Below are 16,190 nucleotides of genomic sequence, written 5' to 3'. Positions count from 1 at the left end.
CTCAGGAAGCGGAGCGCTTCGGCGAATCTGCCTGCACTTGCGCCGCTGCTGGCGCTGGTGTCGGCGCGGGTGTTGAGCTTGGCGCTGCCGCCGGCGCCTCAGACGCAAGCGGATCTCCTGCAGCCGTCTCTTGCGGCTCCGCCGTCGCCGCCTGAGCATCGCCCCGCACGAACACCGTCCGCTGCGGATTGGCGATCTGGATGCCGCGTGCCTGAAACAGGTCGAGTACGCGCCGGTTGAATTCGCGCTGCACCCCCCAGCGTCCGCTGTCGCGGCACTGGATCTGCCCGGTCAGCGTGACCGCGGCGCCGTCCACCGAATCCACGCCCCAGAATGCGAAGTCGGACAGAATGCCGTCCTTGAACTGCGGGTCGTCGCGCAACGACGCACCGATTTCCTTGAGCGTCGCAATCGCCAGCTCTACATCCTGGCCATAGATGATGCTGACCTTGACCGCCGCGTTGCCGAGGCCGCGATTGGTGTTGTTGACCGTCGACACCGAACTGAACGGCACCGTGTAGAGCGAGCCGTCGCCGCCGCGTAGCCGCACGGTGCGGATCGACAGATATTCGACCGTGCCCGATACGCCGGCGAGCGTCACCCAGTCGCCTACCTGCATGGCGTTCTCCATCAGCAGGAAGATCCCGGTGATGAAATCCTGCACCAGCTTTTGCGAACCGAAGCCGAGCGCCACACCGAAGATACTGGCGCCGGCGAGCAGCGGCCCGATGTTCACGCCGAGTTCGCTGAGGCCGGTCAGCACCACCACCAGCGCGATCACGACGAACAGCAGGCTGCGTAGCATTGGTAACAGCGTGCGCAAGCGGGCGGCGCGCACCAGATCGCCGGCGGTGGTCCACTTGTGCAGACGTCGCTCGACGGCGACATTGGCCGCTTCCCAGACGAACAGCGCGACGCCGGCGGCCACCGCAATCGTAATGAGCGCGGAAGCGAGCCGGTGGCCGATGGTGCCGCTTTCGAACAGCACCCGCACGTTCGCATCCCACACCTGCAGCAGGACGAGCACCGTAGCGGCGCCGACCACCGACGAGACGATGCGGCGCAGCAACGGGTAATAGCGGTACGCGTGTTGATGCACGAGGGAGTCGTTGGTCTGGCCGTCCTGGCTGTCGAACAGCCGCGCAAGCGCGCCGAAGATCACGATCGACAGGACTCGTGCGCCGACCAGCACCGCAATCGAGATGCCGCCGAGATGCACCAGCGCGTGATAGCCGTTGCGCACGTCGAGCGCCCACACGAACCACAGCGCCATTACCGCGAACACGCTGACGGTAGCCCACGAGTCGGCCAGTGCATTGCCGAACACCGCCAGAGAACGGCTCGCGGCACAATGGGCCCGGATGCGTCGGGCAACCGGCCGGCGGCATTGCAGGATCAGCAGCGAGATCATGACGTGGCCGATCAGTGCGACTACCTTCATCAATGCGAGATGGGCCGCTTCGTTGAGGCCGAGCGCCACCGCGGTTTCGGCGAGCGCCGAGCCGGCGCCGACCACGCTGACGATCGTTACCACCCAGCGCTGTGTAAAGGCCGCCCACGTGGTGCCCATCTGCAGCAGACGCAGACGTGGGGCGTCGGGCTGCAGGAAGAAGCCGCTGACGATCACGATCAGGCGGCACAGGACGTAGATGTCGATGATCGAATCGAGCGCGTGGTCTTGCGGTGTGCCGTCGTCGGTGAGGATAGACATCAGCAGGCTCGCTGCGCCGATGAATACGGCGAGCGGTACGAACCGGACCAGCATGCGCAATGCGGCGCGCGGCAAACGGCGCAGCAGCGAGTAGTGATGCGCGGCGTGGCGCTTGACCGACGTGTCGCTCGACGGCGGTGCAGCGGGAGCGGCTGCTGCCGCTGTCGCTGTCGCTGCCGCAGAGGCCGCAGCGTCGGCCGCCTGCGTGACCTCGGAGGGTTCGTCGAAGAACAGCTCACGCGGATCGACGTTGCGGCGGATCGCCAGTGCGTGAATAGCGCGCCGTAGCAGGCGGCGTGCCAGCCACTCGAGCGCGAGAGCGGGCAGCAGGGCGCCCAGCAGCGTCAGCACAATGCTGCCCAGCTCCGCCCGATGTTGCGGGCTGCTCATCAGATCGGTCCACCAGAACCGCACGGACGACATGTCCAGCAGGGCCGCCAACGAGCGGCGCAGCGCGAGCGCTACCTGCACGGCGCCATGTGCACCTTGGCGCGCCAGTTGCGAGGCCAGGCCATTCGACTCGAACGCCTCATGGACCGTGGCGGCCGCGCCGCTTGCCGCCGCCGGCGCGGAAGCGAGCGCTGCGGCAGAGGCAGGCGCGGGGGCGCTGAGCGCACCGGCAGCGGCGATCGCATGCAGCGTGTCCTCGATCTGCGCCCGCCGTTGCGGATCGTTGAGGACGGCCAGCGCCTCGCGGGCCTGCTCCGGCGTCAGCGTGACAGCAGGATGGGGCGCGGCTGCGGCGGGCTGCGCAGGTGCGGCAAGGGCCGGTACGGCGCACAGAATCAGAAACCAGACGACAAGTAGTTTGCGCATAGGGGAATCAGCAGGACGGCCGTGCGGCGCGGCGCCGTCCGGATACAGGCCGGTTCGGCCGAAATGACGGAGATATAAGACGACAGCGGCCCAGCTACACAAGTTCCGCACGACGGGGACGGATCGGGTATCAATCAGTCACTCCCCCGGTTATGTCGGTGAATCGTAAGCAGGGCTCAGGCGTCGATTATGCCCGTCCCGGACCGCGCGGTGCGCCGAGCGCGCCGTCCACGAGGGGTGTTCCTGCATTGCGTGTTGTCATGCACGCGTGCCATTATCGACGCTCCACCCACGGAGAAACACCATGGCGACGCAAGCACCTGACGACCATGCCGCCGGCGCGCCCGGGCAAGCGGCTTGCGGGACTCTGCCGGGCCAGGTGGTCTTCGTTCTGCAGGGCGGCGGGGCGCTCGGGGCTTATCAGGCCGGTGTGTACGAAGCACTGCATGAAGCGCAGATCGAGCCCGAATGGGTCATCGGCACGTCGATTGGGGCGATCAACGGTGCGATCATCGCCGGCAATCCACCCGAACAGCGTATCGAGCGCCTCAAGCACTTCTGGGATCAGGTGGCCTATCACGGTAGCGCCACCGCCGGCTGGCTGCCCTTCCTCGACGCCTGGCTGCGCAACGTGTCGATCATGACGCGCGGCATCCCGGCATTCTTCGCGCCGCGCCCCAGCGCCTTGCTTGGCCTGCATGAACCGGACGGCATGTGGCCGGCGGCCTTGTATTCGACGCAGCCGCTGCGCGAGACGCTGCTCTCGCTGATCGATTTCGCTTACCTGAACAACCAGCAGACCCGTTTGACCGTGGGCGCGGTGAGCGTCGGCAGCGGGCGCATGCGTTACTTCACGAACCGCGACGCGCCGCTCGATGTCGACCATATCATGGCGTCGGCTGCGTTTCCGCCAGGTTTTCCGTCCGTGCGGCTGGAAGGCGAGACCTGGTGGGACGGCGGCATCTACTCCAATACCCCGCTCGAAGCCGTGCTCGACGACCATCCGCGGCGCGATTCGGTGATTTTTGCGGTGCAGTTGTGGCCGGCGCATGGACCGGAACCGAAGTCGGTCTGGCAGGCCATGAGCCGGCAACGCGACATTCAGTATTCGAGCCGGGCCGAGAGCCACCTCGAGCGGCAGAAGCAGATCCACCGGCTGCGGCACGTGATTCGCGAACTGGAGCACTACATTCCCGCCGAGCAGCGCGACGCCGCAGAGGTGAGGGAGTTGCTCGGCTGGGGCTGCGGCACCACCATGCAGGTGATCGAACTCGACGCGCCGCGCCTCACAGGCGACGACCTGCACAAGGACATCGATTTCTCCGCGGGCGGTATCCAGCGGCGCTGGAAGGCCGGTTACGAGAACACCGTACGCATGCTGGAGAAGGCGCCGTGGCGCGAGCCGCCCGATCCGATGGAAGGCATTGCCGTGTACCGCTCGGATCCCGAGGCCGATCCCACTGCTCGCTGAGCGCCGCAGCGGCGCTGGTAAGCCGCAAGGAACGTACGCGGCCGTCTGCGGCTTTCGGGTTCAATCAGCTCGTTCAATGATGCGACACAGTGAGCGAGGGTAACTCCCGCTCACTCTCTTCGTCGTCCTGCGGCGCCCCTGCGTCTGCCGACGCGCGGCCCGCGGCCCCTTCCTGATTGATGCGATTAGCATGTATCAGCCGGTACAGCGTGGCGCGCGAGACGCCCAGATCGGCTGCCGCCTCCGAGAGTTTGTAGCCGTGCCGCTGCAAGGCCTGCTCGATCGCATCCTTCTCTGCCTTGCTGCGAATTTCGGCCAGCGTCACGGCCGGCGCATTGGCGGATTGCGGCAAGCCGAGATCGGCAGCGGTGATAAACCGTCCTTCGCTCATGACGACCGCACGCCGCACGCAATTGATCAGTTCGCGCACGTTGCCGGGCCACGCATAGTTGGACATTGCGACGACCGCATCGCTCGAAAAGCCGCGAATCTTGCGGGCGCCGTCTTGCTTGTACATGCTGAGCGCATAGTTCGCCAGCAGCTTGATATCGCCACCCCGCTCGCGCAGCGGCGGTTCGATCAGCCGCAGCACGCAGAGGCGGTGATACAGGTCGGAACGGAAGCGCCCGTCTTCGACGGCCTTCTCCAGATCGACGTGGGTGGCCGAGATAACCCGCACATCCACCTTGATCTCGCTGCTGCCGCCGAGCCGCTCGATCGTGCCTTCCTGCAGGAAGCGCAGCAGCACCGCCTGGCACTCGTGCGGCATGTCGCCGATTTCGTCGAGAAACAGCGTGCCCTGGTGCGCGCTTTCGATCCGCCCGGTCTTGCGCTGCACCGCGCCGGTAAAGGCGCCGCGTTCGTGGCCGAACAGTTCGGCTTGCAGCAAGGTAGGTGGAATCGCCGCGCAGTTGATCGCCACGAAGGCCTGAGCGGAGCGCGACGAGCGCACGTGGATGGCGCGCGCCGTCAATTCCTTGCCGGTGCCCGATTCGCCGGCGACAAACACCGGCGCATCCGTGGCTGCGCACTTATCGATGTGCCGGTAGAGCTGCAGCATCGCCTCGCACTGACCGACCATCTCGTGCCGGCCCATCGAAGGCTCCGGCGTGACGCGGGCCTTGCGCAGGTTCGACAGGCCATGGGCATGGCCCAGCGTGAAGAGGAGCCGCTCGTTCAGGCACGGGCGGGTGACGAAATCGAAGCAATAGTCGAGGATAAAACGGCCTACCAGTTCGTTCTCGGCCTGGCCCGGGGCGATCTGCGCGACCCAGTTGGCCTCGCCGCGCCGCATGCATGTCTCGAGGGCCGACAGATACTGGGTCGTACAGTCTTCCGGCAATTCGATCAGGCCGACCTTGATATTGTCCCGCTCGATCATGCGCTCGGCGATGGCGGTGGTTTTGGCATGGACCACCTGCCAGCCGCACGCGGAGAGGAACTTGGCGAGAATTTCGTCGGGCCTGGCGGAAACGCACAGCACAGTGCGCTCAATGTCATGCGGCGTGTCAGAGACGTTCATGTTACCCCCGGTTCGATACAGCGCTCACGGTTGCTGGGCTGGGTCATGCGAAGGATGCTTCAGGCGTAACCACTGGCCGGGATCGCACCAGTCCTGCAGCGTTGCGCACAGCACCTTGCGTTTCGCTTGCGGCGGCCATTCCGTGCCTCGGCGCGGATCCCGCATGGCGGCCGGCTGACACATCGCGCCCACGGCCGCGTTGGCCGCTCACCATGAAATCTATGACACGCTGAATAATTTGTTCGAACGAACGCTTATTTTTCATTTCATCCCCCGATGACGACCGTTGAGAGGTTTTCTGCCGGTTTCTCTATATTGCGCTCTAAGCGGCGCATGGGCCAAAGATAGATCAAAACAATTGCGCTTGCCATACGAGCAAATCTGGATGAGGCACATGGCACGGCCGTTCGCCCTGACGGGGCGCGAGATGCAGCATGTTTCAAATCTGACTCAATCTCAAGAATGCCGCGCACTAATCGTGTGACGGGATTGTTGATAATTTGAGCGGAATATTTGACCGGTCGCCGTATTTTATTGAAACAAATCCGGTGAGATTCCATTGAACCTCTATTCCCACATAGCTTTGCGCAGCCACGCAAGGAGCGCCGGCGAGCTGTCAGGGCGCGCCGCGCCTGATCCGCGCCTCATCCGGTTCTGCGCGCTGGGTGGCCGGCCAATTCTGACCGATCCTCGCAGGTCGGGGTGCTGGCCACTGGTTGGTTGATTCTAGCGTGCGGCGGGCGTCTCACAATTGAGACACTTTGGGCTGCGTGCGGTAGCCCACATATCGGTCATCGAGCGCTTGCCGCTGATCCGGTGAGCGAACCCTGGGTGCCGCCGGACGCCCCAGGCTCAGAACTTCGCGCGGTGCGTCGCTGCCGCGGCAGGACACCCTTACCGGCCCCGTCGTTGGCTTCCGCAAATTTTCCTCCGCGGCCGAGTCGCAACGTTGCAACAGTTTTTTCGCTGCGCGGCGCCCGGCCTGTCGGGCCGGCCGGTGCGCTGGCCGCTACCCCGGGCGTAGCAACGTGTTGTGCGTGCCTGGCACGGTCGTCGCTACATGTCCTGCAACCGGCAACGCAGCAAGCACGCGAGGCCGGACCAGAAGGGCAGGACAAAGCAGGGCGGGGCACGACAAGCGGCGCGGGGAAGCACGGGCAGGGCGGGGAAACCGGGAGCGCGAAGACGCTCAGCAGGGGGCGCAAAGACGCTCGACAGGCAGTGCGGAAAGGCACAGGGAAGGTATAACAAGACGTACCATCAAACCCATCTCAACGGGCGCGACGGGGCCAGCCAGGAAATGGCGCGACGAGGCCAACACGGCAAGCAAGCCTTCACAGAAAGGCTTAGCAGGAAGGTTTTTACTACGGGCGAATCAACAGCCCGATCGGCAGCCACCTGACGGGGGCGGGTGTTCCCCCGCCAGGTGCAGACCGATTGCATCGACGCTTTGCGGGGACGGCATATGCCGGGCGGCAGATCGGAACAACACGATCGCCACGGGGAACGGAGCGGCCGATTGCAGCGCGGTACGACGCCGGCGTTGATGATCCCTCGCTTTTCTCTTTTGCCTCGCCGACCTTCGGTACGAAGGCGGCTTTCCGGCAACCATCCCGACAAACCGCTCCTGTTCGATTCTGTTGGAGTACCACCCGCGCAATCCTGCCAGGCAGTTAAATAAGGAGTGCGACATGAAAAATATAAAACGAATGGGGACATTGGCGGTGACGCTTGCCGGCACGCTGGCGATGGGGCTGTCTGCCTCGCGCGGCATGCAGCCGGTGGCGGCGCCGGCGGCAAGGATTGCGGTGGCTGCGGTCGATATCGACCTTGGCCAGCATCTCGCGCCGCGCTTCATCAAGCTGATCGATTGTCCCCCGGGCCATGTTCCGCCCGGCGCGTTTGACGATCCACGCAAACTCGATGGCCGCGTGCTGAAGGCGAGCTTGCGGCGCGGCGAGCCGCTCGTAGAAGAGACGCTGCAACCTGTGGCCTCATCGAGCGGCATGACCGGCGTCGTCCACGCGGCTCTGCTGCCGTTCAGCGTGCGATTGAGCGGAATCGACGGCGTGCAGGGGCTGACACTGCCGGGCAATCATGTCGATATCGTCGCCGAAGGGCGGGCGTCCGGCGATGCTGCGCATGGTGTCGCGCAGACGGGTGCTGCTACGACGGTGCTGCTGCAGCAGGTGCTGGTGTTGTCGGTGACGCGCCACGTGGACCGCTTCGCCGTTTGGCCGCGCGCGACCGAGGTCGTCACGCTTGCGGTGACGCCCGCCGACGCCGCGCGGATCGAGCTGGCGCGCCGCACAGGAACGCTGTCGTTACAGCTTCACAACCGGGCAGATCGTTACAGCGACGATGCTGACGAGGCGGCCTGGCTTGCGCTGCTCGACGAGCCGGCCTTGCGCCTCGCGCCAATCAGTTGGACGAAACGGGGCGGGGCCTAGGCGCTGCAGTTTCCCGAATCGGCCGCCGCACCACGCGGCGCTTCAGCTTTTCTCATACAGCCGCTGCCGCTCACGTCATATCGTGAGCGTTGCCGGTGCGTCTCGGGCCCGCCAGGGCGACATCATCCTTTGCAATCTCTGCTCAAGCCTTTCCCGGTTCGCTTGCACACAATGTAAGAACTCTTATATGATGTTCGAACTCATACATCATTGGCGGCGGGCAGAGCTTGCGATTGCACGGGCAGGCCGTGGCGCCGCTAACCCACGGAGGGTGCCGCAATGGCCGAATGTATTTTTCTTGCCGGTGCAACAGGCGCGATCGGGCGCCGCCTTGCGCCTTTGTACGTAGCGTCGGGCTGGCGCGTGGTCGGCACGACGCGCTCATCGGCGAAGGCGGCGCTGCTGCGCGAGCTAGGCGTGGAACCGCTGGTTGTCGACGTGTTCGATGCCGCCGCGTTACACGACGCGCTCGCCGCGGCGCGACCGCAAGTGGTGGTGCATCAACTGACCGACCTGCCGCCCGCTCTCGACCCGGCTCGCATGGCCGAGGCGGCGCAGCGCAACGCCCGGATTCGCTCCGAAGGGACCCGCAATCTGGTGGCTGCCGCGGTTGCTGCGGGCGCGCAGCGCATGCTCGCGCAAAGCATCGGCTTCGCGTACGCGGACGGCCCGCTACCGCATAACGAGGACGATCCGCTCGACAGCGATTTCGACGGCCCGCGCGGCGTCACCTTGCGCGGGGTGGCGAGCCTCGAACAGCAGGTGCTGCAAGCCCCGCTGGAGGCCATCGTGCTGCGCTATGGGCGGCTCTATGGTCCCGGTACCGGGTTCGGGACCGCTTCGGGCGCAGGCCCGGTCCACGTCGATGCTGCGGCGCGCGCCGCCGAATTGGCGCTGACGCGTGGCACGCCAGGCATCTACAACATCGCCGAAACCGACGGCACGCTCGACTGTGCCAAGGCAGAGCGGCTGCTCGGCTGGCGCGCGGACTGGAGAATCGCACCATGATCGCTGAACCCGTAAAGCTGGAAGCCGGACTCGAGATACGCTATGTGGACCACCCAGCCGAAGCCGCCGCCTGCTTTGCGCTAATGCACGAACTGCGGCCGCACCTCGCCTCCAGCGCGGAATTCATCGAACGCTGGCAGCGCCAGGTAGCGGTCGGCTATCGTCTGCTAGCGCTGTGGCGTGGCACGAAGCCGGTGGCGCTGGCGGGCTTCCGGGTGCAGGACAATCTGATTCACGGTCCGCATTTCTACGTGGACGATCTCGTTACCGAGGCCGCCGCGCGTAGCACCGGCTACGGCCAGTTGCTGATGGACCGGCTCAAGGCCGAAGGGCGTGCGCTCGGCTGCGCGAAGCTAGTGCTGGACACGCCGCTGACCAATACGCTTGGCCACCGCTTTTATTATCGGCAGGGGCTGCTCGCTACCGCCTTGCGTTTCAATACACCGCTTTAGGAGGAATGGGCTACATGAGCGTTCTGTTGCATATCAGCGCGAGCACGCGCGGCGACGCATCGCACAGCCGCAGAATCGGGCGGCAACTGGTCGACGAGCTGCAGCGGAGGCACGGCGGCCCGTTGCGAGTCATCGCGCGTGACCTCGCGGCCCAGCCTCCGGCGTATCCGGACCGCTCCTTTGTCGAGGCCGCGCTGATGCCGCAGGCGCAGCGCGGTGCAACGCAAGCAGAGGCGTTAGCGTTATCAGAAGAGTTGATTGCCGAGCTGGAAGGCGCCGATGCTCTGGTGATCGATACGCCCATGCACAATTTCACGGTGCCGGCGGTACTCAAGGCGTGGATCGATCAGGTGGTGCGGATCGGCCGGACCTTTGTCAGCAGCCGCGAAGGGAAGGAGGGCCTGTTGCAGGACCGGCCGGTGTTCCTGGTGGTCGCTTGCGGCGGCGCCGTACCGGAGCCGCCGACGCCAAGCGGTCAAATCGACTTTCTCACGCCTTACCTGCGTTACGTGCTGGGAACAATCGGACTGCGAAACGTTTCGGCGCTGCGTTTGACGAGCCTCGCGCGCGGCGCTGGCGAGATCGCCCAGGCCGACGCCCATGCGGCAGAGTGGATAGCGGCTGCCGCGGCTGGCTGGGCAGGACAGGACCGGCATCGGAAAATCTGACGCATCCGCCGGATTATTTTCTGTAAATTATGCCGCTTTATGCCTTCGATCTGAATAAGGCCATTTGACCGGGCCGGCTGAATAAAAAGGCCGCCAGAACTCCAACAAATACTATACATGGCCGGTCGCCCTCATTTAGAATCCGCACATCCGTGAATATGAGCGGAACATGATGCTTATGCAATTCACATGAATTTGACGTTTCGTCAAGCTGTAGTGAAATCGTCATTGTTCAGCGTTAGATAAAACGATATGTGGCCATCACGCGAACGGGCAGGCGACGTTCGCGGCATGGCCATTTTGCCGCTGGTTTGTTATGCATGGCTGTATGCGGAATGGGTCGGCCGTGTGCCGTCTGAATCAACGGGTGTTTGCGTGCTGCCGGCAGTGTTCGGGGAATCCGCACAAGTGCGGCGCAAATGCGATTTTCTCCTGAATATCCGCACGCCATTGCGGGCAGGCAGCATCCCAGGCGTGATTCGATTATTTCATTGAGTTTTAAACAAGGAGCAGCGATGGGTTGGCGTAATCGTTTTAATCATATTGAAGCCCAAGGGCAGTCTGCGTTGCCGGGTTTGCGTCAGCTGGCCGCCGTGGTGGCTGCGTGCGTGGTGCTAGGTGCGTGCAGCACGTCCAATGACGCCGCCAACGACGCCGCAGCAAAAGCCGCAGCCGTCCCGGTCGGGGAACTGGCAAAGGGCACCGTGATTCCGGTCGGCAACGCGCCGGAGGGTCTGGATATCAGCGCCGACAGCAAGTGGCTGTACGCAACCAGCAACGGCGACAACACGCTGGCGGTGGTGGATCTGGCGAACCGCAATGTGAGCAAGACGATCGACGGTCACGCGCCGGTCAAGACCTCGGACGACTGCCCGGACAACTTCTGCCGCGGCGTCGGCGCGGTTGGCGTGGCAGTCGATGCGAACGGCCGCCGCGCTTATGTGAGCTCGCTGCGTCCCGATTCGCTGGCGTTCGTGGATCTGGACAAAGGGCGCATCCTGCGCACGGTCCGGGCCCAGCGCTTTCCGCAGAATGTCGTGCTGTCGCCGGATGGCCGCCGTGCCTATGTGATGAATGTCGTGTCGAACACGGTGTCGGTGTTCGAGACCGCCAATGGCCGTCCGCTCGGCCGCTTCGCGCTGAAGGGCGGCGATGCGCATGACCAGCCGTTCGGGCGTCCGGTCGGCATGGTCCTGTCGTCGGACGGCAAACGCCTGTTCGTCACCAACGGCGTGGCGGGCACAGTCGAGGTGTTCAATACCCTGAATCGCAGGCTGATCGGCAGCATCGATGCGGCCGGCGCACTCGATGTCCAGGTCGACCCGCATAGCGGCAATCTGCTGGTGCTCGCGCGTGACGGCATCGTCGAATACGATGCGCAGACCCTCAAGCCTGCCAATACGCTGCATTTCTGCGGCACGCCGACGGCCTACCATTTCGTGCTGAGCCCGGACGGCAATACGCTGGCAGTCTCGTTGTCGCAAGACGGTGTGGTGACGACCGTCGCGCGTGACAGCGGCAAGGTGAATGGCGGCTACGCAGCCGGTGACAACCCGCAGGCGCTGCGCTATACGCCGGACGGCGCGACCCTCGCGGTCGTTTCGAATGGCGGCGTGGTCCTGTTCAACGCGTCGGATCGTAGCGGTGCGCGTGCCTATCTGGCCAAGCACGGCGAACTGTTCTGCCCGGCGCCGCAGGCAAGCTGAGTGTTGTATTGAGTCAGTCGTAAGGGCGCCGTGATCGATCCTTCACAGGGTTGGTCCGGCGTCTCTGCTCTCCGGTATGCCGTACCATAGCGGATGCCGACGATGAGCGAGGGCCACGCTCTCCCGGCGTGCCGTGGCGGGCGTTGGCTGCCCTCAGATGATGGCCCTTTGTGCCGGCCACACCGAGACGCCCGCTGAAGCGATCGCAAAGCGATGCTGGGTGCCCTGGCGCAAACGCGTGTCCTCGCTGGCAAGATCGAAATACGCGCCGGCTATTTCCACATGGATATAACGCTCGCCACGGCGCAGCTCGATGGCGTCGATCGTGCCCAGGTACGGACCGTCGGACGTCGCTACCAGCGCGTGTGACGACACCCGCCACATGGCCCGCTGGCCCGCCGCAATCGAACTCGCGGTTGTTTTCACCCGCAGGCCGGCGCCGATTTCAAGCCATCCATCCTCGCGCATTACGCCTTCGCCCACGTTGTGCAGACCGAGCAATTCGGCCACGCGCATGGTCGCGGGTTGCTCGTAGACCGTTTCGATCGGACCAGCCTGCAGCACGCGTCCCTGTTCGATCACCAGCACTTCGTCGGCCAGCAGCGCGGCTTCGTCGGGATCGTGAGTCACGATGATCGTCACCGCCGCAATCTCGCGCTGCAGGGTCCGTAGCGACTGCTGCAAACGCCGGCGGCGCGGCGTATCGAGCGCGGCGAACGGCTCGTCGAACAGCAGAAGCTGGCTGTGACGCGTCAGCGCCCGTGCCAGCGCGACCCGCTGACGTTGACCGAACGACAGTTGATGCGGCAGCCGCCCAACCAGCGCAGCGAGGCCCAGATGCTCGAGCCAGTAGCGCGCGCTGACGGCGTCCGCGTCGACCGGGAAGGCCAGTTGCTGGGCCACTGTCATATGCGGGAACAGGCCGTAGTCCTGCGGCATGTAACCGATCTGGCGGCGCTCCGGCGGCAAGGCATCCAGATCCGCGGCGCCGAGGCGTACCGAGCCGTGCTCGTTACGTTCGAGTCCGGCGATCAATCGCAGCGCCAGCGACTTGCCGGAACCCGATGGGCCAATGATCGCAAGCCGCCGGGTGGCCGGCGTCCACGCGATGTCGAGGTCGAAGGCGCCGAGATGGCGGGTCAACTGAAACGCAAGGCGCAGCGGCTCCTCGTCAGCCGGCGCCGAGTGGCCGACGAGCGGATCGGCCACGTCCTCGCCGTTTTCCAGTGGCGCGATGGCGCCCGTCACGCGACGGCTATAGATCGACAGTGCGGCGCACACAATCGCGATGGCGAGCGTGGGCAGCAGCAACGGCATCATGGCCGGCAATCCCTGGCCGCCGAATACGACATAGGTATAGACCGGCAGCGAGTAGGGGTGGTACGCCACCATCACCGTCGCGCCGAATTCGCCGAAGGCGCGCAGCCAGGCGAGCGCCAGTCCGGCCCGGATTGCCGGCCAGGCGACCGGTAGCGTGACGCGAAAGAAACGGCTGCCAGCATGATGGCCGAGGGTCGCGGCGACGTCGTCGAAGACCGGATCGACGGCGGCAAACGCGGATTTGGCCGCGATGATCAGGAAGGGCGCCGCGACAAACGTTTCGGCCAGCACGATGCCGGCGAACGAATCGGTCAAGGCGCCGCCCGTCAACTGGCCCACCCAGCTATACGGTCCGAGCAAAAACAGCAGCAGCACGCCGCTCGTTAGCGGCGGCAGCGCGAGCGGCAACTGCACGACAAAGCCGAGCAGCGCCACCTTGCGCGAGTTGGAGCGAGCCAGAAAATAGCCGAGCGGCACCCCGCCAATCAGAATGACGAGCGCGGCGACGCTGGCGCTCGCGGCGGAGACGGCCACCGCCGACCACGTGGCGTGCCAGTCGACATTGGCCCAGTCGGCCGCGCCCAGCTGCGGCACGCTGGCGATGAACGGCGCGCACAGATACGCCGCCAGCAGCGCGGCCAGCCAGAAAAGCGGCCGGGCCGCGATACGCTTCATGGCTTACTGAGCCGCATCGATCACCGCCTGCACCGACGGCGGCACAGCCTGGCCATTGCCGGTGACGGCCGGCTTGATGACATCGACGCCATGCGCCTTCAACAGCGCGCGGCCTTCCGCGCTCAGCAGGAAGTCCACGAAGCGGACTGCGCCGGTGCTATTGGGCGCATCGTTCAGGATAGTCAGCGTATAGCTGGCCTTGGCTTTCAATTCCGGTGCGGGCTGCAGCGCCGGGATTTTCAGGTCGGACGTCTCGGTGGAGTAGAAGAAGCCGGCGTCGAGCTGGCCCGATTGCAGCCGGCCGACCAGGGTTTCCTCAGGCAACACCTGGGCGGGATTGTCCGGCGCGCCCAGCGTCTTTTCGACGAGATCAGGCTGATGGTAGAGCTCGGCGGCCCTGGTCATCATCTCGACTGTGAATGCGCCCTTCGGATCGAGCTTGGGATCGGTGCGGCCGATGCGGATGCCCGGCTCCTGCAGCACCTGGTCCCAGCGCTTCGTCTTGAAGTCGGCGGCGAACTTGCTCTTCGGGTTGTAGCCGATCATCAGCGGCGACTCGGCGAAATTGACGTACCAGCTCACGTGGTCGCCGTTCTCGGCGCCCATCAGGCTCTGGTTGACCTTCGGGCTGGCGCTGATGAACACATCGCCGCGGCGCAGCTTGCCCTTGATCTCATTGGCGATCTTGTTCGAACCCGCTGCATAGCCGCGGAACTGCAGGCCAGTGGCTTTCTCGAAGGCGGGGCCGACGCTGCGCTCCATCAGGTTGACCAGCGAGCCTGCGTAAAGCACGTTCACGGTGCTGTCCTGGGCGAAGCTGGGGGTGGCGGCCACCACGCCGGCGACCACTGTGAGAGATGCAAGCAGCTTGCGAATCATGCCGTTTCCCGTAGCGTTATAAAGACCGATATATTACGACGCCATCGTGCGCAGTGGGTCGCTTCGACGGGCTCGCGGGTATAGATCGGGCCATATGTCGGGTATGCCGTGCGGCCCCTTGCCGCGCCGGGCGGGGAGGTTCGTAATATATGTGAGAATATAGCGCGGCGTGGTGGGTGTGCCGCACGATGTGGGCACGCCTTGTGCCACAAGCCGTATTCGTTGCCGGAGGATCCGCCAGCATGGACTCGATGAACCTGAGCGCCGAACTCGCGCACGAGCCGGCGCTCGCCAGCGATTTTGTCCTGAGCGGGCGCGTGCTGCGGCCGCTGTCGCTATCGCTTGACCAGCTCAGAGCCTACGAAAGTGTTCTGGCATCACCGTTCGACCTGCGCTGCTTTACGACCAACCGCTATATTCGCCGCGTCGGCCGCTATCGGGGCGTGCGTCTGACCGATCTGATCGCCGAAGCCGGTTTGCGTAACGAGGCGCCAGGGGATTTCAAACGGATGGTGTTCGTCGCGGGAGCCTGGGATGGTTACGCGGTAACGTTTTCGTGGCACGAATTGTTCAACACGCCGGTGGGCGAGCACGCGCTGATTGCTTACGAGTGTGACGGCGAACCCCTGAGTGCGGAAGAGGGCGCGCCAATACTGTTTTCGGGTGCGGACATCATGGCGGCGCCGCGGCACGTCAAGCGCCTGGCGCGGATCGATGTGCAGGTACTGCGGCCCTTGTAATGCGCTAGAAAGCTGTGCATGGGGTTCAACCGGTTTTTGGCTGCACCGGTGCGCATTCGCCCGGCGGTAGTCGTACCATGAGTCAATCGCTGCGCGACGCTCATACCATGCCTGACGACACGCTCTCCAGTTCACCGGCCCGGTCCCGCGCCCGGTTGTGAAGACTATGGGTTTTGCTTTCCGCATGCGTCCTAAGGCGATGCCGAATCTGTCTCGAGGGTGTTGCTGAGTTGCATGGAGGGGTGTTGCCTGGCAAGCCGCTTCGTGTATGCTTTCGCGCATGGCCGAATCCGCGAAAATCAAACCTGCCCCGGCGAAACCGGCAAAACCGGCGAAGAAAGCCGCCGCCAAAACCGGCGTTAAAGCCGTCGCTCAAGCCCCCGCGAAAGCTCCCACCGCAGCCCGCGGCAAAGCGCGGCCGGAGGTGCGCTTCCGCATGCGTATCCGCAAGGCCGGCACCGTTGCGCTCGGACCGGGTAAGGTCGAATTGCTCGAAGCCGTGCGCGAACATGGCTCCATCTCGGCTGCGGCCCGCAGCCTCGATATGTCGTACCGGCGCGCATGGTTGCTGATCGACGAACTGAATCAGTCGCTTAAGTCGCCCGCCACCGTTTCCGAGCAGGGTGGACAGAGCGGCGGCGGTTGCGTACTCACATCGGTTGGCGAGAACATTGTCCGCCTCTATCGCGACGTCGAGGCGCAAGCCGAAAAAGCTTGTGCCAAAGAGATTGCCGAACTGATCCGGCTGATGCGGGCCTGAAGGGCCTCACCC

General features: G+C 64.7%; 13 protein-coding genes. 9 read left to right on the top strand and 4 right to left on the bottom strand.

Annotation, left to right across the window (positions count from 1 at the left end; translation table 11 throughout):
* Position 1 precedes the first annotated feature (1 nt).
* On the bottom strand, positions 2 to 2,527 hold the full coding sequence (locus BLQ92_RS18975) for a mechanosensitive ion channel family protein (protein WP_090686079.1): 2,526 nt from the start codon (positions 2,525 to 2,527) through the stop codon (positions 2 to 4).
* Between the two features lie 304 nt (positions 2,528 to 2,831).
* On the opposite strand from BLQ92_RS18975, the gene BLQ92_RS18970 reads away from it, so the two are divergent.
* Complete coding sequence (locus tag BLQ92_RS18970) at positions 2,832 to 3,998, top strand: patatin-like phospholipase family protein (protein ID WP_090686078.1); 1,167 nt, start codon at positions 2,832 to 2,834, stop codon at positions 3,996 to 3,998.
* Between the two features lie 73 nt (positions 3,999 to 4,071).
* Here BLQ92_RS18970 and BLQ92_RS18965 read toward each other — a convergent pair whose 3' ends face one another.
* On the bottom strand, positions 4,072 to 5,520 hold the full coding sequence (locus BLQ92_RS18965; protein ID WP_090686077.1) for a sigma-54-dependent transcriptional regulator: 1,449 nt from the start codon (positions 5,518 to 5,520) through the stop codon (positions 4,072 to 4,074).
* A gap of 1,691 nt (positions 5,521 to 7,211) precedes the next feature.
* Here BLQ92_RS18965 and cpaB point away from each other — a divergent pair.
* From cpaB to BLQ92_RS18940, 6 genes are all read left to right on the top strand, one after another.
* A complete protein-coding gene (cpaB, locus tag BLQ92_RS18960; protein WP_090686076.1) occupies positions 7,212 to 7,970 on the top strand; it encodes a Flp pilus assembly protein CpaB in 759 nt (252 codons plus the stop codon).
* A 279-nt stretch (positions 7,971 to 8,249) separates the two neighbouring features.
* A complete protein-coding gene (locus tag BLQ92_RS18955; RefSeq protein WP_090686075.1) occupies positions 8,250 to 8,978 on the top strand; it encodes an NAD-dependent epimerase/dehydratase family protein in 729 nt (242 codons plus the stop codon).
* Positions 8,975 to 9,430 carry a GNAT family N-acetyltransferase gene (locus BLQ92_RS18950; protein WP_090686074.1) on the top strand — a complete coding sequence of 152 codons (456 nt, stop codon included), beginning with the start codon at positions 8,975 to 8,977 and terminating at the stop codon, positions 9,428 to 9,430. Before BLQ92_RS18955 ends, BLQ92_RS18950 begins: the two co-directional genes overlap by 4 nt.
* 14 nt (positions 9,431 to 9,444) lie before the next feature.
* A complete protein-coding gene (locus tag BLQ92_RS18945; protein WP_090686294.1) occupies positions 9,445 to 10,098 on the top strand; it encodes an FMN-dependent NADH-azoreductase in 654 nt (217 codons plus the stop codon).
* Between the two features lie 291 nt (positions 10,099 to 10,389).
* Positions 10,390 to 10,593 carry a hypothetical protein gene (locus tag BLQ92_RS40070; protein ID WP_175772524.1) on the top strand — a complete coding sequence of 68 codons (204 nt, stop codon included), beginning with the start codon at positions 10,390 to 10,392 and terminating at the stop codon, positions 10,591 to 10,593.
* 20 nt (positions 10,594 to 10,613) lie between these two features.
* Positions 10,614 to 11,804, top strand: a complete 1,191-nt coding sequence (locus tag BLQ92_RS18940; protein ID WP_090686073.1) for a YncE family protein — start codon at positions 10,614 to 10,616, stop codon at positions 11,802 to 11,804.
* Between the two features lie 153 nt (positions 11,805 to 11,957).
* Here BLQ92_RS18940 and BLQ92_RS18935 read toward each other — a convergent pair whose 3' ends face one another.
* Both BLQ92_RS18935 and BLQ92_RS18930 read right to left on the bottom strand, forming a co-directional pair.
* A complete protein-coding gene (locus BLQ92_RS18935; protein WP_090686072.1) occupies positions 11,958 to 13,799 on the bottom strand; it encodes an ABC transporter ATP-binding protein/permease in 1,842 nt (613 codons plus the stop codon).
* 3 nt (positions 13,800 to 13,802) lie between these two features.
* Positions 13,803 to 14,678 (bottom strand): extracellular solute-binding protein, encoded by an 876-nt coding sequence (locus tag BLQ92_RS18930; protein WP_090686071.1) that lies wholly within the window; start codon positions 14,676 to 14,678, stop codon positions 13,803 to 13,805.
* Positions 14,679 to 14,920: 242 nt separating this feature from the next.
* Between BLQ92_RS18930 and BLQ92_RS18925 the strand changes: the two genes are divergently transcribed.
* Both BLQ92_RS18925 and BLQ92_RS18920 read left to right on the top strand, forming a co-directional pair.
* Entirely contained in the window at positions 14,921 to 15,418 is a 498-nt protein-coding gene (locus BLQ92_RS18925; RefSeq protein WP_090686070.1) for a molybdopterin-dependent oxidoreductase, read from the top strand.
* A gap of 280 nt (positions 15,419 to 15,698) precedes the next feature.
* Positions 15,699 to 16,178 carry a winged helix-turn-helix domain-containing protein gene (locus BLQ92_RS18920; protein WP_244106272.1) on the top strand — a complete coding sequence of 160 codons (480 nt, stop codon included), beginning with the start codon at positions 15,699 to 15,701 and terminating at the stop codon, positions 16,176 to 16,178.
* Positions 16,179 to 16,190: the final 12 nt, after the last annotated feature.

The sequence above is a fragment of the Paraburkholderia phenazinium genome, from assembly GCF_900100735.1.
Taxonomy (GTDB): Bacteria; Pseudomonadota; Gammaproteobacteria; order Burkholderiales; family Burkholderiaceae; genus Paraburkholderia; species Paraburkholderia phenazinia.
This window is presented reverse-complemented; position numbering and strand designations above follow the sequence as displayed.